We start from the raw sequence: 19882 nt of genomic DNA on the forward strand, positions 1-19882 counted from the left end.
TAAAAACCGAAATCAATTTGATTTCGGTTTTCTGTTTAAATATTTTTTTTCATCCCGCATCTCCGGCATTCTCTAAGAAATTTTCCGCCTTTTACAGAGCTTTTGAACAGTGTGTAATCACAGTTGTCGCAGCGCCCGCTGCGGGCATCCGGATATTCATTGAATTCGTAAACAATCGATGTATCGTAGCCTTTTGTTTCATATTCTTCTTTTTTGGTTTCCATGTCGATCCTCCGTTACAAGACGTGTCTGCTGTTTATCTTACAGCAAGCTTCCGGCGTATTCAATGGATTTTAGGAGGTTGGGTTTATCTTGATTTCTCCCTTGGTTTGCGCCAAAATAGCTTTATTAAGCTTATATACATAAAAAGCCTATGCAAAGAGGAGAGGAAACGGGTATGGGAAAAGGGTTACTTGGAAAACGCGTGGCAATCGGTGGCTCACGAAAAACGGAAGAAATTAGTACAATCATTGAAAAACAGGGCGGAATACCTGTCATCCGGCCTCTCCAAGGTACAGTTTACTTAGCAGAGAAGCAGGTGGAGCCGGATTTGCGGACGTTTGCGGAAGAAAAAGCTGACTGGGTCATTTTCACGACAGGCATCGGGTTGGAGACTCTTGTCGATATGGCAGAGAAAATTGGACTGAAAGATGAGTTTCTGCAGGCCATTCGCCAAGCGAAAGCGGCATGCCGGGGATACAAAACGCTGTCTGCGCTGAAAAAGCTTGGAATCACACCGGAAGCTTCGGATGAAGACGGGACAACAAGAGGCTTAATCCGTTCCTTGGAGCCTCACGACTTTTCAGGAAAAACAGTCATGGTGCAGCTTCATGGCGAAAAAGCGCCGGCTCTCATGGCATTTCTTGAAGAAAAAGGCGCGTCTGTCCTGCCGATTCTGCCTTATCAGCACATCCCGCCGGAGGAGGAAACGGTGGAGCGGTTATGCCGAGAGCTGATGAACGATGAGGTCGATGCCGTTTGTTTTACAACGGCCATTCAGGTTCGTTCCCTGTTTGATTTTGCCAAGGGGCGAGGTTATATCAATGAAGTGAAGAAGGTATTCGAAGAACGCGCCATCGCAGCTGCTGTCGGAAAAGTGACTGCTGAAGCACTGCGGGAAGAGGGCATTACGAGACTGCTTGCGCCAGAGATTGAGCGGATGGGTGCGATGATTGTTGAGCTGGCCAAGTATTATGAAGAAAAGGAATAACAAGTACAAAAAGCCGCTTTTCCCTCGGAAAGCGGCTTTTGTCTGTCATTCATTTTGCTTCAGCTGCTGATGAACGGTGAATAATGATGGGTATGTCAGCACGCTTAAGATTACACAAGTCAGCGCGGCTGAGGCCATCGTTGTAAACACGATTAAGAGTTGAAAGCGTACTGCCTGAATCGGGTCCGCGCCGGCTAGAATCTGGCCAGTCATCATGCCGGGAAGCTGGACAAGACCCAGTGTTTTCTGGCTTTCGAGCGTCGGGATCATACTCATTTTCATCGCTGAGGTAAGAATGCGCTGTATGGATTGCTTCGGTGTGCCGCCAAGTGACAATATTAATTGAATTTCTTCTTTGCGAACGCCGACTTCTGAGTTAAGCCGGTTTAGAAACAAACTTGAGAGCACCATCGAATTTCCGATGACCATCCCGCTGATCGGAATGACATATCGTGCCGTAAGCGGAATGATATGAAGAGACAGCAGAATTCCCTGCGTCACAATTTCTACGATTGCTAACGCGGCAAACACCCTCCAAAACGAACCGATAGTATTTTTCTTTCGCTTGATGACATTTTGCGCCGCCACCGCGAGCATTAACAGCACCATCAGCAGGATAAAAACAGGGTGGTCTCCGCGAAAAATCAGCGACAAAACATAACCGATGATAAGCAGCTGCACCGCGGCCCGGATGGTGGCGATGATCATGTCTTTTTCTACACCGGCTTTAAAGGATTTTGATAAAAACAAGGCGATCAAAACAAAGATCATCGTTAAAGAGAGAGAAAGGTAATCCATTACCGAGTGCCTCCCTTCAAAAATTCTTTCGCTGCTTCATGCTGCGGAGCGGAGAAAAATGTGTCGGTTTCAGCGATTTCAAGCAGCCGGCCATCTGCCATAAACCAAATGGTATCGGCTATTCGTTTTGCCTGCTCCATATTATGAGTGACCCACATGACTGTCCATTTTTTCTCTTGATGCTGACGTTTGATCAGTTCTTCAATCTCAAGAGCAGAGACCGGGTCCAAGGCCGATGTGATTTCGTCCAACAATAGAATGGAGGAAGGATTTGAGAGCGTTCTGGCCAGTGACAGTCTTTGCCGCTGCCCGCCCGATAAGTCTCTGGCGCTTCTGTCTAACAACTCTGGCGGCAGCCCTGCAAGCGAAGCCAGCTTTTCAGGAGAGTACAGCTGGGATTGATGCAGCCTTTGTACAAGACTTAAATTGTCACGCACTGTCCCGTCGAGCACGGGAGCCGATTGAAACGCGAGGGCTGCCGTTCGCCTCAGCTCATTGACATTCCATTCTCTGACTTCCTTTCCGTATATGTTGACTTCGCCGCTGTCAGGCGTTCTCATTAAATTACACATAGAAAGGAGGGTGCTTTTGCCTGAGCCGGAAGGGCCTAAAACGGCTACGATTGCACCCTGTTGAATGTCTCCGGTGACATCCTGCAGCACATCATAGGTTTGTCCATCTTGTTTATAGCTTTTTCTGACTGATCTGAAGGAGATGGCTGGTATGTTTTGTGTTTGATCGTTTGCTTCCATTACAATAATCACCTTTCAATATAAGTAGGCTGACATTATATTTAACTATAACGTGAAACAGATTCCTTTTGGTAGCACAAATAAAGGAGAACAGGCTTTCACCCATTCTCCTGCAGATGCTACGCAGTCAGATTTGACTGTGCTTTCTTTTTCGGTTTTCTCGGCTGTGAAGCGAAGGTATGTAACATCATCCCCGCTATTATAATGAACAAACCGGCAAATGATAATAGAGATGGGAAAACGCCTGACAGCAGAACAATTTCACCAAGCAGCGCGAAAATCACTTCACCGGATTGAGTGGCTTCAACAGCTGCGAGTTTTTGCGGATTGTCTCTTACCATATCAGTGGCCCAGAAAAATAAAACCGTCGCAATGATGCCTGAGCTGACGGCAACGATAAAGGATTGAACGGTTTGACTTGCTGTTGGAAGGCCATCTGACCACCAGCCGTAAGCTGCTAATATAAGCCAGAATGGAAGGCTTGCCAATGTCATTCCAAGCACGCGCTGAAATGTATCAAGCCGGCCTCCGTATTCTTCGAGCATTCTTCGGTTTCCTAACGGATAGGCAAAAGCCGCAATGACAACCGGCAGCACACTGAAAAGCAGCATCCTCCCAGAAAGCGATTCTGCATGCTGAAGCTGAATCAGAGCCGCTCCAATCAGGATGATCACAGAAGTGCCAAGTGAAACCAGGGGAATCTTTTGGCGAATGAGCTGCGGACCGCCCGGCATATCTTGTTTGACATAAAACAAAGGAGATAAGAGCACCCCGGCTACAATTGTAATTTGCCAGGTTCCAGCTATGAGCCACCCCGGACCGTATGCAGCCGCAAATGTAATCGGTGCGTAAAAAAGCACGAAACCGACGAAGCTCCATTTGATCCAATAAAACGGCTTTTTCCTCATTTCTAGTAAGAGAGGCGTGAATGTCCCTCTCATGATGACAATCAAACATAAAAATGGCACCATAAAAATAAAGCGCAGCGAAGAGCTCCAAAGCCAGCTGCCTCCTGATAACTCCATCGCTCTGTTTAATATAAAGGTAACGGCGAAAAAGAGTGAAGCCAATATTCCGATAACGATAGCTTTCATGATATCCCTCATTCTGGCATTATTTTTTTATACTATACTATTCGGTATCATGCAGATCAATGGAATCATGAGAAAAACATCATGTTTGGCGAACCGCTATATGTGGAAGACAAAAAAGGGAGGTGAAATTGATGGAAAGAGAGACACAGACATACTTCTTTCCGGATGACGGCAGGATTCCGAATCACCCTGATTTTCCGCTCGTGGTGTATCAAAACGCGCTTAAGGACACCGGACTGGCAGAGCGGATCGTCACCCGGCATGGCTGGTCAAACAGCTGGTCAGGGAGTGTTTTTCCATACCATCATTATCACAGCAATACGCATGAAGTCCTGATTGCCCTTAGGAGAGAGGCTGTGATTCAGTTTGGGGGAGAAAAAGGGGCTGCCATCCCTTTCAAATCAGGCGACGCAGTCGTGATTCCAGCCGGAGTCGGACATAAAAAGCTCAGCTCAAGCCCCGATTTTACTGTCCTTGGCGCCTATCCCGGTGGCGTTCAGTACGATATGAAGACGGGGAAGCCGAATGAGCGGGAGGAAGCGGTCAAACAGATTAAGCAGGCGGCGTTGCCGGCGAATGATCCGATCACAGGAAAAAGAGAGCCTCTATTGGAAATATGGGTAAAGTGAAGGGGAGAAATTGCTGGATTGTCAATAACTAGTGCCGCAGAAACGATATGACATGAGCTCCATATAAATTAATTTCATAATCGAAGCAATTCACGTTCAAATTTTGTTCAAAAAGTGTTATCATATAGAAGGTAATCGAATTGGAGTTTTTTGTGTTTGCTATTTTCAGAGAGAGTAAAGGATTTTGACTTATTCAATTGTTTATTTTTAGATAAAAATAATACTGAATATGGCAAGATGAAAAACTGGGTAGTAAACATTTATTTTTGTAAATGATTGTGCATGAATTCACAATCCTTATTCTTATGCCTTAAAAGCGTGAGACAGGGAGAGGCACTACCCTTTCCAAAAAAATCAGCAAACTGCTTATAGTAAAGGAGAATTGGATATGCCAGAAACAATCGATCAAACAAATGCGTCTGTCAGCCAAAGCCAGCAAGATCTTATTGATCAGCTATTAAAGCCAGAAGTTCAAGAATCATTGACTGTTTTAGTTGACCAGCTTCCGAAGCTGACTGAGTTAGTGAATATTTTAACGAAGTCTTATGATTTCGCTCAGTCTGTAGCGACTGACGAAGTGTTAAAGAGCGACACAGTCGGTGCGATCACTGAAATTCTCGAGCCTGTAAAAGAAACAGCGAAAGAAGTAGCTGCGACTGCGATCGAAGCAAAAGACCGCGCGGAAGCAAGCAACGAAACAATTGGACTTTTCGGCCTTCTTCGCATGCTGAAAGATCCTCAAGCTCAAAAGCTGTTCCGTTTTGCTAACAGCTACCTTGAAGTCATGAACGAACGCGAAAACCAAAAATAATCTCAGATTCAAATTGATATAAAGGACGGAGGATATACGATGTCAAAACATATTGTCATTCTAGGCGCTGGTTATGGCGGAGTTCTTTCTGCTCTAACAGTTCGCAAACATTACACAAAAGAACAAGCACGCGTGACAGTGGTAAACAAATACCCAACTCACCAAATCATTACGGAATTACACCGCCTTGCTGCAGGCAACGTGTCTGAAAAAGCGGTTGCAATGCCATTAGAAAAACTTTTCAAAGGCAAAGACATTGATCTTAAAATTGCGGAAGTAAGCTCTTTCTCTGTTGATAAAAAAGAAGTTGCGCTTGCTGACGGTTCTACATTAACTTACGATGCGCTTGTTGTAGGTCTTGGTTCTGTAACGGCTTACTTCGGCATCCCAGGTCTTGAAGAAAACAGCATGGTATTGAAATCTGCTGCCGATGCGAACAAAGTCTTCCAACATGTTGAAGATCGTGTGCGCGAGTACTCTAAAACGAAAAACGAAGCAGATGCAACAATCCTTATCGGCGGAGGCGGCTTAACAGGTGTTGAGCTTGTTGGTGAGCTTGCTGACATCATGCCGAACCTTGCGAAAAAATACGGCGTAGACCATAAAGAAATCAAATTGAAACTTGTTGAAGCAGGTCCGAAGATCCTTCCTGTTCTTCCGGATGATCTTATCGAGCGTGCGACTGCAAGCCTTGAAAAACGCGGCGTTGAGTTCTTAACAGGTCTTCCTGTTACAAATGTAGAAGGAAACGTAATCGATCTGAAAGACGGATCTAAAGTTGTTGCCAACACATTTGTTTGGACTGGCGGCGTACAAGGTAACCCATTAGTCGGTGAATCAGGCCTAGAAGTGAACCGCGGACGCGCGACTGTAAATGACTTCCTGCAATCTACATCTCATGAAGATGTATTCGTTGCTGGAGACAGCGCAGTTTACTTCGGTCCAGACGGCCGTCCATACCCGCCAACTGCACAAATCGCATGGCAAATGGGTGAGCTGATCGGTTACAACCTATTCGCTTACCTAGAAGGCAAAACGCTTGAAACATTCAAGCCAGTAAACTCTGGTACACTTGCAAGCCTTGGACGCAAAGACGCGGTTGCCATCATTGGTGCTAATTCTACACCGCTTAAAGGTCTTCCTGCTTCCTTGATGAAAGAAGCAAGTAATGTACGATATTTGACACATATTAAAGGACTTTTCAGCCTGGCTTACTAATCCTTTTAATGAATCTGGCATTGCCAAAAGCATTCCTTTCCGAGTGCTTTCTGGCAATGTCTTTTTTTATGTTTATGACAGCGTTAACATTTCATTTTCAAAAAAGAGATTGATCCCAAAGGAATATAAAGGTAAAATAAAAACAAATCAAAATGTTAACGTTAACATTTTGAAATAGAATGAAAGACGGTGAGGACATGGAACCCTTCATGGGCAAAAACTTTTTATTGAAAAATGAAACCGCTGTCAGCCTCTATCACAATTATGCGAAAGACATGCCAATTATTGATTACCACTGCCACTTAAGTCCGAAAGAAATCTATGAAAATAAGACATTTCAAAACATCACGGAAGCCTGGCTGTATGGTGACCATTATAAATGGCGCATCATGAGAGCCAATGGAATTGAGGAGACATACATTACCGGAGATGCGCCTGATGAGGAGAAATTTATGGCTTGGGCGAAAACCGTGCCGATGGCGATTGGCAACCCGCTCTACAACTGGACTCACTTAGAATTGCAGCGTTTTTTTGGCATTTACGAGATTTTAAACGAGAAGTCCGGGTCGGCTATATGGAAACAGACAAATAAACTGCTCAAAGGGGAAGGCTTCGGGGCAAGGGATTTAATCGTGAAATCAAATGTAAAGGTCGTGTGCACCACAGATGACCCTGTTGATTCTCTTGAATACCATTTATTGTTAAAAGAAGACAAAGACTTTCCTGTCAGTGTGCTGCCTGGATTTCGGCCGGATAAAGGACTTGAGATCAATCGTGAAGGCTTTCCTGAGTGGGTGCAGGCGCTTGAAGATGCCGCTGCCATATCGATTACAACCTATGATGAGTTTTTAAAGGCGTTGGAAAAACGAGTGCGATTCTTCCACTCAGCCGGCGGCAGAGTTTCTGATCACGCGATAGATACAATGGTATTTGCCGAAACAACAAAAGAAGAAGCTGGACGGATTTTTTCTGACAGATTACAAGGAACAGAGGTTTCTTGTGAAGATGAGAAGAAATTTAAGACATATACGCTTCAGTTTCTTTGCGGTTTGTATGCGGAGCTCGATTGGGCGATGCAGTTTCATATCAACGCTTTAAGAAACACGAATACAAAAATGATGAAAAGGCTCGGACCTGATACAGGGTATGATTCAATGAACGATGAAGAAATTGCTAAGCCTTTATACAAGCTGCTGAACTCAGTTGAGATGAAGAACCAGCTGCCGAAAACGATTTTATATTCACTGAATCCAAATGATAACTATGTCATCGCCAGCATGATCAACAGTTTTCAGGACGGTATTACCCCGGGAAAAATACAATTCGGCACAGCCTGGTGGTTTAACGATACTAAAGACGGAATGCTCGACCAAATGAAAGCGTTATCAAATGTTGGCCTTTTCAGCCGTTTTATCGGCATGCTCACCGATTCCAGAAGCTTTCTTTCGTATACGCGCCACGAATATTTCAGGCGGATCGTCTGCAATTTGATTGGAGAATGGGTGGAAAACGGCGAAGTGCCGCGCGATATGGAGCTTCTGGGAAGCATCGTTCAGGGGATTTGCTATGACAATGCGAAACACTACTTTCAATTTCAAGAAGAGAAAGCAAACGTGTAACAAAGTGTCCGCTCAGTATCGCTGAGCGGATCACTATCCGAAAATTCTTAAGACACAGAGGTGGAACATGCGAACTGAACTGGCAAATAAGGTTGTGTCGGTCGAAACGGAAAAAAGGCTTTCATTGAAAGAGAAAATGTCCTATGGCTTTGGTGATTTTGGCAACGGTTTTATGTTTGATCTCGGCCAGATTTATTTATTGAAGTATTTCACTGATGTAGCGGGAATCCCCGCTGCGATGGCCGGCGGCATTTTTTTAGTCAGTAAGCTGTTTGCAGCGATAACAGATCCAATTGTCGGCTCATCAATCGATTATCGCAAAAACATCGGCAAACGGGGGAAATTCAGGCCTTATCTATTAATCGGCAGCATCGTGCTTGCGGTGCTTACTGTTCTTATTTTTCTGTCTCCCAATGTATCAACGACCGGAAAACTGATATATGCATATGCATCCTATATGATTTGGGGCATCGGCTATTCGTTTGTGAATATTCCGTACGGCTCATTAGGGGCAGCGATGACTCAAAATTCTGAGGACCGGACCTCCATTTCGACGTTCCGCCAAATCGGATCACTTGGCGCCTTGTTTATCACAAGTGTGGCCGTGATGCCGCTGCTCGTCAAGTTTGATAATCCGAAGGTCGGCTACCCGGTGGTCATGGGCTTGTTCGCCGCGCTCGGTGTGTTTTGGTTTTATATTTGCTACCGCAACTGCAAAGAGCGCATTATCATATCGGAAGCACCCAAAGAAAAATTAACACTCTCATCTGTCGTCAAAACATTTATTACAAATAAACCGCTGTTAACCCTTGTCCTGATGACGATTTTTTCAATTTCCGCATACAACATTAAATCCGCCATGCTCGTCTATTTCGCACAATATAACTTGGGCAATGTTGAATTAATGGCTTATATGAACTTCATCATTATTGGTTCTTCCTTTTTGGGCGTCGTATTCCTTCCAAAGCTCGTCAAGATGTTTGGAAAGAAACGAACGGCAATGATCGGCTTTGGCATCAGTGTGGCCGCGGATCTGATCAACTTTATGCTTCCATCTAACGTTTATGTGTTTACAATTCTCGCCAGTATCGCCTTTATCGGAATCAGTATCCCAAATGGCATCACGTGGGCTCTTGTCTCCGATATTATCGACTATGGCGAATGGAAATCCGGTGAACGGAAGGAAGCAACGACATATTCACTTTTCAATTTCTCAAGAAAGCTTGCTCAATCTTTGTCTGGCTTTCTCTCGGGGATCGGTTTGGGGATTATCGGCTATGTGCCGAATGCAGTCCAGACAGCACAGGCGCTGATTGGCATCAAAGCGCTGCTTCTTCTGTATCCGGCCATTGCTTTGGCATTAGCGATGTTCATTATCGGCTTTCTTTATAAACTCACAGACCAGCAGCATGCTCAGATCGTTCAGGATCTTCATCAAAAGAGCTGACAATATAATATAAAGAATATTTAAAATAATTTGTAAATAAAATGTGTTTGTAGGGGTTTCGCTTGGAGAGTGCCCAAAAAACTGAAAAGGAAGGAGGCACTTGCTTGAAAACGATAACAATTGCAGCTGAAGAAGCAAAGGAACTCGTTTGGCAAAAGCTGGACGGTGCCGGTTTGAATGAACGAGATGCTGAAAAAGTGGCAGATGTTCTCGTGCACGCTGATTTGCGCAATGTACATTCGCATGGCGTGCTGCACACAGAACACTATGTGAACAGGCTTTTAGCGGGAGGGATCAATCCTGGGGCACAGCCTGTTTTTAAAGAGACGGGGCCTGTGACCGGGGTGCTTGACGGAGACGATGGTTTCGGTCATGTGAATTGCGACATGGCGATGGACCATGCAATTGACATGGCGAAGAAAAAAGGAGTCGGCATGGTCACGGCCGTAAACAGCAGCCATTGCGGAGCGCTAAGCTATTTTGTGCAAAAAGCGGCTGACGAAAAGCTGATCGGAATGGCAATGACGCATACAGACAGTATCGTTGTCCCATTTGGGGGGAGGACTCCTATTTTAGGGACAAATCCGATTGCTTACGGAGTTCCGGCTAAGCATAAAAAACCGTTTATCCTAGATATGGCGACATCCAAAGTGGCTTTTGGGAAGATTCTGCAGGCCCGTGAAGAGGGCAAAGAAATTCCTGAAGGATGGGGAGTCGATGAAAACGGAGAAGCAGTAACTGATCCTGACAAGGTCGTCTCACTTTCAACATTCGGGGGCCCGAAAGGCTATGGACTATCGATTGTAGTGGATGTGTTTTCCGGATTGCTGGCGGGCGCGGCTTTTGGCCCTCATATTGCCAAAATGTACAACGGCCTTGATCAAAAAAGAAAGCTGGGGCATTACGTTTGCGCGATCAATCCATCCTTTTTTACTGACTGGGATACGTTTTTAGAGCAGATGGATGCCATGATTGATGAACTGCAGCAATCACCGCCGGCTGTTGGATTCGAAAGAGTGTATGTGCCCGGCGAGATCGAGCAGCTGCATGAAGAAAGAAATAAGAAAAACGGAATTTCTATCGCCCGGAGCGTGTATGAATTCTTAAAAAGCAGGTGAGTAAAATGAAAGCGGTTCAAGTGCGAAAAGCGTATGATCTGGTGACAGCGGAGGTGAAGAAGCCAGTTCTTTCAAAGGATGATGAAGTGCTCGTGAAAGTCAAGCGAGTCGGCATTTGCGGTTCAGACATGCACATTTATCATGGAACGAATCCGCTCGCTACCCTCCCGAGAGTCATCGGACACGAGGTAACGGGACAAGTGGAGGCAGTTGGTGCGAATGTACAGAGCCTAAAACCCGGTGATCATGTGGTGATTGAGCCGATTTCTTATTGCGGATCGTGCTATGCCTGCCGCAAAGGGCGGCCGAATGTTTGCGCCAAGCTTTCTGTATTTGGCGTACATGAGGACGGAGGCATGCGGGAATATATTGTGCTTCCGGAAAGACAGCTTCACGCGGTCTCAAAGGACTTGCCTTGGGAGGAAGCAGTCATGGCCGAGCCTTATACGATAGGCGCCCAGGCAGTGTGGAGAGGCCAGGTGGAAAAAGGTGATACCGTCCTGATCCAGGGAGCGGGGCCCATCGGGATCTGTGTGTTAAAAATGGCAAAACTGGCGGGCGCTGCTGTCATGATGACTGACTTGAACAACGAGCGGCTGGCATTTGCGAAAGAAAACGGCGCCGATGCTGTTGTAAATGTCCAAGCAGAACATGTTGCCGAGCGGGTCCTTGAATGGACTGGGAATGAAGGAGCAAACGTGGTCATTGATGCTGTTTGCCTGCCGGAGACTTTTGCACTTTCAATTGAGGCTGTGTCACCGGCGGGACATGTGGTTGTGCTTGGATTTGATGAAAGAGCGGCTCAGATTTCTCAGCTGCCAATTACAAAAAAAGAAGTCACGATAACCGGATCCCGATTGCAGACCAATCAGTTTCCAAAAGTGGTAGAGCTTTTGAATGGAGGCCGGTTAATGCATAACGGGCTGGTGACCCATACATTTTCAGTTGATGACGTTCATCATGCATTTCAGTTTATTAAGGAGCATCCAGATCAGGTGCGGAAAGCCGTCATCACGTTTGATTAAATGACTGAATCCGGAGGTGCGAGCATGAATATGACATTCCGATGGTATGGACGAGGCAACGATACAGTCACACTTGAATACGTGAAGCAAATTCCCGGTGTCAAAGGCATCGTTTGGGCTCTCCATCAAAAGCCCGTCGGCGACGTGTGGGAAAAAGAAGAAATCAGAGCCGAAACTGAATATATTCAATCCTATGGTTTTCATGCTGAAGTTGTAGAAAGCGTGAATGTTCACGAAGCGATTAAACTTGGGAACGAAGAACGCGGCCGGTATATTGAAAACTACAAGCAAACGATCCGCAACCTTGCCGGATTTGGCGTGAAAGTGATCTGCTATAATTTTATGCCGGTTTTTGATTGGACACGCACGGACATGTTCCGGCCGCTAGAAGATGGATCGACCGCTCTGTTTTTTGAAAAGGCCAAGGTGGAAAGCCTTGATCCTCAAGAGCTGATTCGGACGGTGGAGGAAGCATCCGACATGACACTGCCGGGGTGGGAGCCCGAAAAATTGGCTCGGATCAAAGAGCTTTTTGCTGCCTACAGAACGGTCGATGAAGAAAAGCTATGGGACAATTTATCATTCTTTTTGCAGGAAATTCTTCCTGTTGCTGAGGCCTATGGTGTTCAAATGGCCATTCATCCGGATGACCCGCCGTGGCCGATTTTCGGACTGCCGCGCATTATCACAGGAGAGGCAAGCTATAAGAAACTGCGGGCGATATCAGATTCACCGTCTAATTGTATCACCCTTTGTACAGGTTCAATGGGAGCCAATCCCGCTAACGACATGGTGGAGATCGCTAAAACGTATGCCGGCATCGCTCCATTTTCACATATTCGCAATGTGAAAATTTATGAGAATGGCGATTTTATTGAAACATCTCATTTAACAAAGGATGGTTCGATCAACATTCAAGGCGTGATGGAAGAACTGCATAAGCAGGATTACGAAGGATATGTCAGACCGGATCATGGGCGCCATCTTTGGGGCGAGCAATGCCGCCCGGGATATGGCTTATACGATCGGGCACTTGGCATCATGTATTTGAACGGGCTGTGGGACGCTTATGAAGCAATGGCAAAAAAAGAGGTGGGCATATGATCCCGCTGCATGAGAACCTGGCTGGTAAAACGGCTGTCATCACTGGCGGCAGCGGCGTGCTTTGCTCTGCGATGGCCCGGGAGCTAGCCCGTCATGGCATGAAGGTGGCGATTTTGAATCGGACGGCTGAAAAAGGCCAAGCGGTCGTGAAGGAGATAACGGCGGCTGGCGGCACAGCGTGCGCTGTTGCTGCGGATGTGCTGGACAGGATGTCACTGGAGCGGGCAAAGGAAGACATCCTTGGCCAATTTGGCGCTGTTGATCTGTTAATTAACGGGGCTGGCGGCAATCATCCTGACGCGATAACCGATGTGGAGACATATGAAGAAGCGGGAGAAGGCCAATCCTTTTTTGATATGGATGAGAGGGGCTTTCTAACTGTATTCTCCACCAACTTCACCGGTGCGTTTCTGGCCTCGCAAGTGTTTGGTAAAGAACTGCTGAAGGCGGATTCACCCGCGATCATCAACCTTTCTTCCATGAGTGCTTATTCACCTATGACGAAGGTTCCGGCATACAGTGCTGCGAAAGCATCCATCAATAATTTTACGATGTGGATGGCTGTTCATTTTGCCGAAACCGGGCTGCGGGTCAATGCGATTGCCCCAGGCTTCTTTCTGACAAAACAAAATCATGATCTGCTGATCAACCAAGACGGAACGTTCACCAGCCGATCTCACAAAATTATTGCGGGAACACCGATGAAGCGCTTCGGAAAACCGGAGGATTTGCTCGGTACGCTCCTTTGGCTGGCGGATGAATCCTATTCCGGTTTTGTCACTGGGATCACCGTTCCTGTCGATGGAGGATTTATGGCTTATTCAGGTGTGTAACGAAAGCGGTGCAACAGAAACTGAACCAACATAGGGGTGAGGTTGAGATGTTTTCAAAAGATAAGCTTCCCGTTATCCTTTTTTTGTTCCTGGCAGGGGTGATTAATTACCTGGATCGCTCGGCGCTTTCCATTGCAGCTCCTTTTATTCAGGATGATCTCACATTGTCTGCCACACAAATGGGCTTGATTTTCAGCAGTTTTTCGATAGGTTATGCCATTTTTAATTTTCTTGGGGGCGTGGCATCCGACCGCTATGGGGCAAAGCTGACCTTGTTTGTCGCGATGGTTGTTTGGTCGCTGTTTAGCGGAGCAGTCGCCCTCGCTTTTGGCTTTGTCAGCCTGCTGATTATACGCATTCTCTTCGGAATGGGAGAAGGCCCGCTTTCGGCGACCATCAACAAGATGGTGAACAACTGGTTCCCGCCGACCCAGCGGGCGTCCGTTATCGGTGTAACCAACAGCGGCACGCCCCTCGGGGGAGCCATTTCCGGCCCGATAGTCGGCATGATCGCAGTGGCGTTCAGCTGGAAGGTATCCTTCGTTCTCATTATGATTATTGGATTGATATGGGCAGTGCTCTGGTTCAAGTTTGTCAAAGAAAAGCCGCAAGAGACGATCAAGGAAGCACCGGCAATAAAAGCAGAAACGTCTCCCGGAGAAAAAATTCCGCTCACCTTTTACCTGAAGCAAAAAACAGTCCTGTTCACGGCGTTCGCTTTTTTCGCTTACAACTACATCCTCTTCTTCTTTTTGACATGGTTTCCGAGCTATCTTGTCGACGAGCGGGGATTAAGTGTTGAATCGATGAGTGTCATCACGGTCATACCGTGGATTTTAGGATTTATCGGGCTGGCTGCGGGGGGATTTGTTTCTGACTATGTGTACAAAAAAACGGCCCGAAAAGGTGTGCTGTTCTCGCGCAAGGTTGTGCTTGTCACGTGTTTGTTTTCATCAGCTGTCCTGATTGGTTTTGCCGGGCTTGTGGCAACGACTGCGGGGGCTGTCACTCTTGTCGCTCTGTCAGTGTTCTTTCTTTATTTGACCGGTGCTATCTATTGGGCTGTCATTCAAGATGTGGTTGATCAAAACAATGTCGGTTCTGTTGGCGGCTTCATGCATTTCCTCGCCAACACGGCAGGAATTATCGGCCCGGCTTTAACCGGATTTATTGTTGACCAAACAGGCACGTTTTCTGGAGCATTTTTGCTTGCCGGTGGGCTGGCTGTCTTCGCTTCACTTGCTGTGATTCGTTTTGTCCGTCCAATCATTGGTAAGCCAGCGGGAACAGAAGCTGAGAATCCTGTGTCTTATTAATCTGGAAATATAGTGGGAGAGGCGGTATGTTTGATGATACAATATACAGTAAATAATCGCAGCCGGTATGATAAGGAAGGGAATTAGATGGTAACCATAAAAGATATCGCAAAACTCGCAAACGTATCCCACACTACTGTTTCCAGAGCACTCAACAACAGCCCTTACATCAAAGAACATACGAAGAAAAAAATATTAGAGCTAGCAGAGCAGCTCAACTATACACCAAATGTAAATGCGAAAAGTCTGGCGATGCAAAAGTCGCATACGATCGGGCTATTCTTTACAAGCATTACAAACGGAACCTCACACAGCTTCTTTGCAGACACTATCAAAGGCGTCAATCAAGCCATAAGTGAGGATTACAATCTGTATGTGCGCGGCATTGATGATCTGAAAAACTATGACTCCGTTACACCGATGAGATATGACGGCATCATTTTAATGAGCCAAAGTGACATTGATAATTCTTTTATTTACCATATTCGCGAAAAAAACATTCCGCTTGTCGTGCTGAATCGTGATATTGATGATCGTACCATCACGAATATTTTGTCCAATGACAAGGAAGGCTCTCAAGAAGCTGTAGAATACTTCATTCAGTCCGGACATCAAGACATCGCCATCATCGAGGGGATCGAAGGCTTTAAATCCTCCCAGCAGCGAAAGGAAGGGTACTTATCCGCACTGATTCAACATCATATTCCGATCAAGCATGAATACAGTGTCAAAGGACAGTACGATATGGAAAGCGGCTTTCAAGCGATGGAGCGGCTGCTGGCACTGCCGAATCCTCCAACCGCTGTTTTTTGTTCGAATGATGACATGGCAATCGGAGCGATGAATGCGATATTCGCAAAGGGCCTGCGCGTTCCTGATGATATTTCGGTGATCGGGTTTGATGATATTGGGTTTTCACAGTACATCACGCCAAGGCTTTCAACAGTAAAGCGCCCAGTGGAGAAAATAAGCGTGCTCGGTGCGCAAAAACTCTTGTCGCTGATCAGCGAGCCCGAAACAAAAGCAGAAAAAATCTTGGAAAACACAGAATTTATGGTGCGTGATTCAGTCAGACGATTGACGACGTGATGTCCCGTTTTTCAGCGGGCATTCTTTATACAGAAAAATGTTAACGTGTGCATAAAGTGAGAGGGAGGCAATAAGGGTGCAGAAGCTGAATAAAAATGTGTACGATCACTATACTCAGTATCCAGAAAAAATTCTCCAATTCGGAGAAGGAAACTTTCTTCGGGGATTTATCGATTGGCAGATTGATCAATTGAATCAACACACTGATTTTAATGGGAGCGTGGCAGTTGTCCAGCCAAGAGGCTCAGAAAAAATCAAACGATTAAATGAGCAAGATGGATTATATACACTTTTTTTACAAGGAATGAAAGACGGAGAAGCGGTAAACGAGCATATGATTATCAACTCAATCAGCCGGGGAATTGACCTGTTTTCTGATTATGAAGCATACAAAGAATTGGCATCAAGCGAAAGGCTTCGGTTTATTATCTCCAACACCACTGAGGCTGGGATTGTATGTGATGAAAAAGATCGTTTAGAGGATAGGCCGCAAAAAACATTCCCTGGGAAATTAACTGCATTTCTTTACTTTCGCTATCAGGCTTTTAAAGGAGATCAGACAAAAGGGTGTGTCCTGATCCCATGTGAACTGATCGAGAATAACGGTGAAAAGCTGAGGGAAACGGTTCTTCATTATGCACATCTGTGGAAGCTGGAGGAAGGATTTACACAGTGGATTCATGAGGCCAATACATTTTGTAATAGTTTAGTAGACCGGATTGTTCCGGGTTTTCCCGTCGACAGCATTGATGAGATCACGGCAGATCTTGGCTATCAGGATGATTTGATAGTTGTGGGAGAGCAATATTATTTGTGGGTTATCGAGGGGCCTGATTGGATTGGAAAAGAACTTCCCTTTGCGGCTGCAGGGCTGCATACAAAGATCGTCAGCGACCTCACCCCATACCGGACTAAAAAAGTAAGAATTTTAAATGGCGCTCATACAGCAATGACGCCAGTGGCTTTATTATACGGCTTGAAGACTGTTAGGGATGCAGTCGAGCATCCGGAAGTGGGGCGATTTATAAGAGAGCTGATTGATGACGAAATTCTTCCTGTTTTAAAAATGGAAGGTCTTTCTCAGTATGCTGACGATGTGCTGAACCGTTTTAAAAACCCGTATATTAAGCATTACCTGGAAAGCATTGCATTGAACGCCATTTCCAAATTCAAAACGAGAAACCTGCCGACTCTTAAGGAATATGCTGAACAAAAGGGACAGCTTCCTGAACGCTTGGTGTTTTCTTTCAGCGCTCTTCTGTATTTTTATCATGATAACGAGACATTGCAGGATGATCCGGCAGTTCTTCAATTTTTCAAAGAGGTTTGGTGTCAGGAGGATGGCGACATGCTTCGGATTGCATCAAGAGTGTTAGGCGAACAGCGGCTGTGGGGGGCAGATCTCAATGAGATACCGAAGCTGACTGATAGAGTCGCTGTTTACTTGAATCATATTCATGAGCTGGGCATGCAGAGGGCTCTTGAACAATACTGCATACAAGGGGGAGAGGTACGTTGAAGTCGTTTATAAAGATTCATAAGCAAGATAATGTCCTTCTTGCTCTGCGGGATATTCAAAAGGGAGAGAGGCTGCATGCTTACGGCGTGTCGATTGAAGTAAAGGATGATATAAAAAGAGGCCATAAGATTGCATTGCAGTCTATCAAAGAAAACGACAGCATCGTCAAGTACGGGTTTCCAATCGGTCATGCATCACAAGATATCTCGATCGGAGAGCATATTCATGTCCATAATACGAAAACAAACCTGTCTGATATCCAATTATACAGCTATACACCGAGATTTGATGAAAATCCGTATTCTAATGAGAACCGGACGTTTAAAGGTTTTAGAAGAGAAAACGGAGATGCGGGTGTACGGAATGAATTGTGGATTGTCCCAACTGTCGGCTGTGTCAATGGAATAGCAGAAAAAATGCTGCAGCGTTTTGTCAGAGAAACAGGGGATATCGCTCCATTTGATAACGTACTGGTGTTAAAGCATCAATACGGATGCTCGCAGCTTGGCGACGATCATGAAAATACGAAGCAGATCCTGCTGAATGCCATTCGCCATCCAAATGCCGGCGGCGTCTTGGTGTTAGGGCTTGGCTGTGAAAACAATGAGCTGGCAAGAATGAAGGAAGCACTGCAAGATGTGAACTTGAAGCGGGTGAAGTTTCTGGAATCCCAGTCGGTGACCGACGAAATGGAGGCAGGCGTTGCTTTGCTGAAGGAAATTCATGAAGCGGCCAAAGGAGATAAGAGAGAAGACATTCCGCTGTCTGAACTGAAGATCGGGCTGAAATGCGGAGGTTCGGACGGTTTTTCCGGCATAACCGCAAACCCGCTGCTTGGACGTTTTTCAGATTATCTCATTGCACAGGGAGGGAGTACTGTGCTGACGGAAGTACCGGAAATGTTCGGCGCAGAAACCATCCTGATGCAGCGGGCTGCCAATGAAGAAGTGTTTCATAAGATAGTCGATTTAATCAATGATTTCAAACAATACTTTATTAAACATGATCAGCCGGTGTACGAAAATCCTTCACCGGGCAACAAAGCGGGCGGCATTTCTACACTTGAGGATAAATCGCTGGGCTGTACGCAAAAAGCGGGGATTTCTCCTGTCACGGATGTCTTGAAATACGGTGAAGTACTCAAGACAAAAGGGCTGACTCTTTTGAGCGCACCGGGCAATGATTTGATCGCCTCCTCCGCATTGGCGGCTGCCGGCTGCCAAATTGTCCTCTTTACAACGGGAAGAGGCACGCCGTTTGGCACCTTTGTCCCGACGGTGAAAGTAGCGACAAACACCGAGCTGTATGAGGCGAAGCCGCATTGGATTGATTTTAACGCAGGCCTTTTAGCAGAGGATGATGTTCATGAGGAATATGTGCTGCGTGAGTTTATCCACTATATGATTGAGGTGGCAAGCGGCCAGCTTGTGAACCATGAAAAAAATGATTTCAAAGAACTCGCCATTTTTAAATCGGGTGTGACGTTATAATAAGAAAAGGCTATCCTTCAAGCGGATAGCCTTCTTCATTAAATCAATTTTAAACCGCTGACTAAAATAATGGAAGCCATAATAAATTGCAGTGGACGCGGGGAGAATCGAGGCGAAAGATGGCTCCCGATCAGTACGCCGGGAATTGAACCGAGGAGCAGATTAGCTGCCAGCATGTAATCCACGCTTCCGAAGCTTGCGTTCAAAATGCCTGCTGCCGTAACAAGAAGAAAAGCATGCGCGATATCGGTTCCGACAATCTGTGACGCTTTCATGTTAAATAAGTAAATCATGGCGATTGCAAATAATGAGCCGGACCCGATTGATGTTAATCCGACGATAAACCCAAACACAACACCAATAAGAATTGTCAGCGCCCTCTTATTTTCAAGCGGCATCAGCTGCCAGCGGTTGGGGCGAAGTTTTCTATCCAAAAACAAACGAACGATGATTGAAATGGCAACCAGCGTTAACACATATCCTAGAGCGTGCTTAATAATTTCTTCCTGATGCTGGTGAAAGGCGGGGAACAAATGCAATATGCCAATGGCTAGCGAAGCACTCGGAATACTGCCGATGGCTAAGTATTTTACCAATTTAAAGTTAATCGTTTTCTGCCGCCAATGGGAGGCAACGCCAAACAGCTTTGTGATCGAGTTATATACAAGATCCGTACCGACCGCGATGGAAGGATTAATTCCAAGCACAATTAAAAGGGGAGTTAATAAGGCCGCTCCACCCACTCCCGTCAATCCGACTAAGGCTCCGACAAACAAACCCATCAATATGATGCTTACACTCATGATAAAG

The 19882-nt window shown here is 45.9% G+C and carries 19 protein-coding genes; 14 read left to right on the forward strand and 5 right to left on the reverse strand.

Annotated elements, in window-relative coordinates; all coding sequences use genetic code 11:
- Positions 1 to 35: 35 nt before the first annotated feature.
- A complete protein-coding gene (yjzI, locus tag BSU_12229; RefSeq protein YP_003097710.1) occupies positions 36 to 224 on the reverse strand; it encodes a hypothetical protein in 189 nt (62 codons plus the stop codon).
- Positions 225 to 397: 173 nt separating this feature from the next.
- On the opposite strand from yjzI, the gene yjjA reads away from it, so the two are divergent.
- Positions 398 to 1210, forward strand: coding sequence for a putative enzyme (yjjA, locus tag BSU_12230; protein ID NP_389105.1), 813 nt, complete (start codon positions 398 to 400; stop codon positions 1208 to 1210).
- 45 nt (positions 1211 to 1255) lie between these two features.
- Here yjjA and yjkA read toward each other — a convergent pair whose 3' ends face one another.
- From yjkA to yjlA, 3 genes are all read right to left on the reverse strand, one after another.
- On the reverse strand, positions 1256 to 2008 hold the full coding sequence (yjkA, locus tag BSU_12240; RefSeq protein ID NP_389106.1) for a putative ABC transporter (permease): 753 nt from the start codon (positions 2006 to 2008) through the stop codon (positions 1256 to 1258).
- Positions 2008 to 2760 carry a putative ABC transporter (ATP-binding protein) gene (gene yjkB / locus BSU_12250; protein NP_389107.1) on the reverse strand — a complete coding sequence of 251 codons (753 nt, stop codon included), beginning with the start codon at positions 2758 to 2760 and terminating at the stop codon, positions 2008 to 2010. The genes yjkA and yjkB overlap by 1 nt, the downstream gene beginning before the upstream one ends.
- 119 nt (positions 2761 to 2879) lie before the next feature.
- The gene (gene yjlA, locus BSU_12260) at positions 2880 to 3854 is read right to left on the reverse strand and encodes a putative permease (protein ID NP_389108.1); all 975 of its coding nucleotides are present in this window, start codon (positions 3852 to 3854) and stop codon (positions 2880 to 2882) included.
- Between the two features lie 131 nt (positions 3855 to 3985).
- On the opposite strand from yjlA, the gene yjlB reads away from it, so the two are divergent.
- From yjlB to uxaA, 13 genes are all read left to right on the forward strand, one after another.
- On the forward strand, positions 3986 to 4483 hold the full coding sequence (gene yjlB / locus BSU_12270) for a conserved hypothetical protein; cupin family (protein ID NP_389109.1): 498 nt from the start codon (positions 3986 to 3988) through the stop codon (positions 4481 to 4483).
- 388 nt (positions 4484 to 4871) lie between these two features.
- A complete protein-coding gene (yjlC, locus tag BSU_12280) occupies positions 4872 to 5294 on the forward strand; it encodes a hypothetical protein (protein ID NP_389110.1) in 423 nt (140 codons plus the stop codon).
- Positions 5295 to 5333: 39 nt separating this feature from the next.
- Positions 5334 to 6512 carry an NADH dehydrogenase gene (gene ndh, locus BSU_12290; RefSeq protein ID NP_389111.1) on the forward strand — a complete coding sequence of 393 codons (1179 nt, stop codon included), beginning with the start codon at positions 5334 to 5336 and terminating at the stop codon, positions 6510 to 6512.
- A 197-nt stretch (positions 6513 to 6709) separates the two neighbouring features.
- A complete protein-coding gene (uxaC, locus tag BSU_12300) occupies positions 6710 to 8131 on the forward strand; it encodes a galacturonate isomerase (RefSeq protein ID NP_389112.1) in 1422 nt (473 codons plus the stop codon).
- A 67-nt stretch (positions 8132 to 8198) separates the two neighbouring features.
- Positions 8199 to 9578 (forward strand): putative Na+:altronate/mannonate symporter, encoded by a 1380-nt coding sequence (gene exuM, locus BSU_12310; RefSeq protein ID NP_389113.1) that lies wholly within the window; start codon positions 8199 to 8201, stop codon positions 9576 to 9578.
- Between the two features lie 104 nt (positions 9579 to 9682).
- Complete coding sequence (gene yjmC / locus BSU_12320) at positions 9683 to 10696, forward strand: putative oxidoreductase (RefSeq protein ID NP_389114.1); 1014 nt, start codon at positions 9683 to 9685, stop codon at positions 10694 to 10696.
- 5 nt (positions 10697 to 10701) lie between these two features.
- On the forward strand, positions 10702 to 11721 hold the full coding sequence (yjmD, locus tag BSU_12330; protein ID NP_389115.1) for a putative oxidoreductase: 1020 nt from the start codon (positions 10702 to 10704) through the stop codon (positions 11719 to 11721).
- Positions 11722 to 11745: 24 nt separating this feature from the next.
- Positions 11746 to 12825 carry a D-mannonate dehydratase gene (gene uxuA / locus BSU_12340; RefSeq protein NP_389116.1) on the forward strand — a complete coding sequence of 360 codons (1080 nt, stop codon included), beginning with the start codon at positions 11746 to 11748 and terminating at the stop codon, positions 12823 to 12825.
- Positions 12822 to 13658 (forward strand): fructuronate reductase, encoded by an 837-nt coding sequence (gene uxuB / locus BSU_12350; protein ID NP_389117.1) that lies wholly within the window; start codon positions 12822 to 12824, stop codon positions 13656 to 13658. The genes uxuA and uxuB overlap by 4 nt, the downstream gene beginning before the upstream one ends.
- A 47-nt stretch (positions 13659 to 13705) precedes the next feature.
- A complete protein-coding gene (exuT, locus tag BSU_12360) occupies positions 13706 to 14974 on the forward strand; it encodes a hexuronate transporter (RefSeq protein ID NP_389118.1) in 1269 nt (422 codons plus the stop codon).
- Between the two features lie 87 nt (positions 14975 to 15061).
- The gene (gene exuR / locus BSU_12370; RefSeq protein ID NP_389119.1) at positions 15062 to 16063 is read left to right on the forward strand and encodes a transcriptional regulator (LacI family); all 1002 of its coding nucleotides are present in this window, start codon (positions 15062 to 15064) and stop codon (positions 16061 to 16063) included.
- A 76-nt stretch (positions 16064 to 16139) separates the two neighbouring features.
- Positions 16140 to 17582 carry a tagaturonate reductase (altronate oxidoreductase) gene (gene uxaB, locus BSU_12380; RefSeq protein ID NP_389120.1) on the forward strand — a complete coding sequence of 481 codons (1443 nt, stop codon included), beginning with the start codon at positions 16140 to 16142 and terminating at the stop codon, positions 17580 to 17582.
- Positions 17579 to 19072, forward strand: coding sequence for an altronate dehydratase (gene uxaA, locus BSU_12390; protein ID NP_389121.2), 1494 nt, complete (start codon positions 17579 to 17581; stop codon positions 19070 to 19072). Before uxaB ends, uxaA begins: the two co-directional genes overlap by 4 nt.
- Positions 19073 to 19110: 38 nt before the next feature.
- On the opposite strand, the gene yjnA is transcribed toward uxaA, so the two are convergent.
- Positions 19111 to 19875 (reverse strand): putative permease, encoded by a 765-nt coding sequence (yjnA, locus tag BSU_12400; RefSeq protein ID NP_389122.1) that lies wholly within the window; start codon positions 19873 to 19875, stop codon positions 19111 to 19113.
- Positions 19876 to 19882: the final 7 nt, after the last annotated feature.

The organism is Bacillus subtilis subsp. subtilis str. 168 (assembly GCF_000009045.1).
Taxonomy (GTDB): domain Bacteria; phylum Bacillota; class Bacilli; order Bacillales; family Bacillaceae; genus Bacillus; species Bacillus subtilis.

Excerpts from the sequence above, each read along its gene's own strand:
- yjzI (YP_003097710.1), bottom strand. The coding sequence starts at position 224 with ATGGAAACCAAAAAAGAAGAATATGAAACAAAAGGCTACGATACATCG.
- yjjA (NP_389105.1), top strand. The coding sequence starts at position 398 with ATGGGAAAAGGGTTACTTGGAAAACGCGTGGCAATCGGTGGCTCACGA.
- yjkA (NP_389106.1), bottom strand. The coding sequence starts at position 2,008 with ATGGATTACCTTTCTCTCTCTTTAACGATGATCTTTGTTTTGATCGCC.
- yjkB (NP_389107.1), bottom strand. The coding sequence starts at position 2,760 with ATGGAAGCAAACGATCAAACACAAAACATACCAGCCATCTCCTTCAGA.
- yjlA (NP_389108.1), bottom strand. The coding sequence starts at position 3,854 with ATGAAAGCTATCGTTATCGGAATATTGGCTTCACTCTTTTTCGCCGTT.
- yjlB (NP_389109.1), top strand. The coding sequence starts at position 3,986 with ATGGAAAGAGAGACACAGACATACTTCTTTCCGGATGACGGCAGGATT.
- yjlC (NP_389110.1), top strand. The coding sequence starts at position 4,872 with ATGCCAGAAACAATCGATCAAACAAATGCGTCTGTCAGCCAAAGCCAG.
- ndh (NP_389111.1), top strand. The coding sequence starts at position 5,334 with ATGTCAAAACATATTGTCATTCTAGGCGCTGGTTATGGCGGAGTTCTT.
- uxaC (NP_389112.1), top strand. The coding sequence starts at position 6,710 with ATGGAACCCTTCATGGGCAAAAACTTTTTATTGAAAAATGAAACCGCT.
- exuM (NP_389113.1), top strand. The coding sequence starts at position 8,199 with ATGCGAACTGAACTGGCAAATAAGGTTGTGTCGGTCGAAACGGAAAAA.
- yjmD (NP_389115.1), top strand. The coding sequence starts at position 10,702 with ATGAAAGCGGTTCAAGTGCGAAAAGCGTATGATCTGGTGACAGCGGAG.
- uxuA (NP_389116.1), top strand. The coding sequence starts at position 11,746 with ATGAATATGACATTCCGATGGTATGGACGAGGCAACGATACAGTCACA.
- uxuB (NP_389117.1), top strand. The coding sequence starts at position 12,822 with ATGATCCCGCTGCATGAGAACCTGGCTGGTAAAACGGCTGTCATCACT.
- exuT (NP_389118.1), top strand. The coding sequence starts at position 13,706 with ATGTTTTCAAAAGATAAGCTTCCCGTTATCCTTTTTTTGTTCCTGGCA.
- exuR (NP_389119.1), top strand. The coding sequence starts at position 15,062 with ATGGTAACCATAAAAGATATCGCAAAACTCGCAAACGTATCCCACACT.
- yjnA (NP_389122.1), bottom strand. The coding sequence starts at position 19,875 with ATGAGTGTAAGCATCATATTGATGGGTTTGTTTGTCGGAGCCTTAGTC.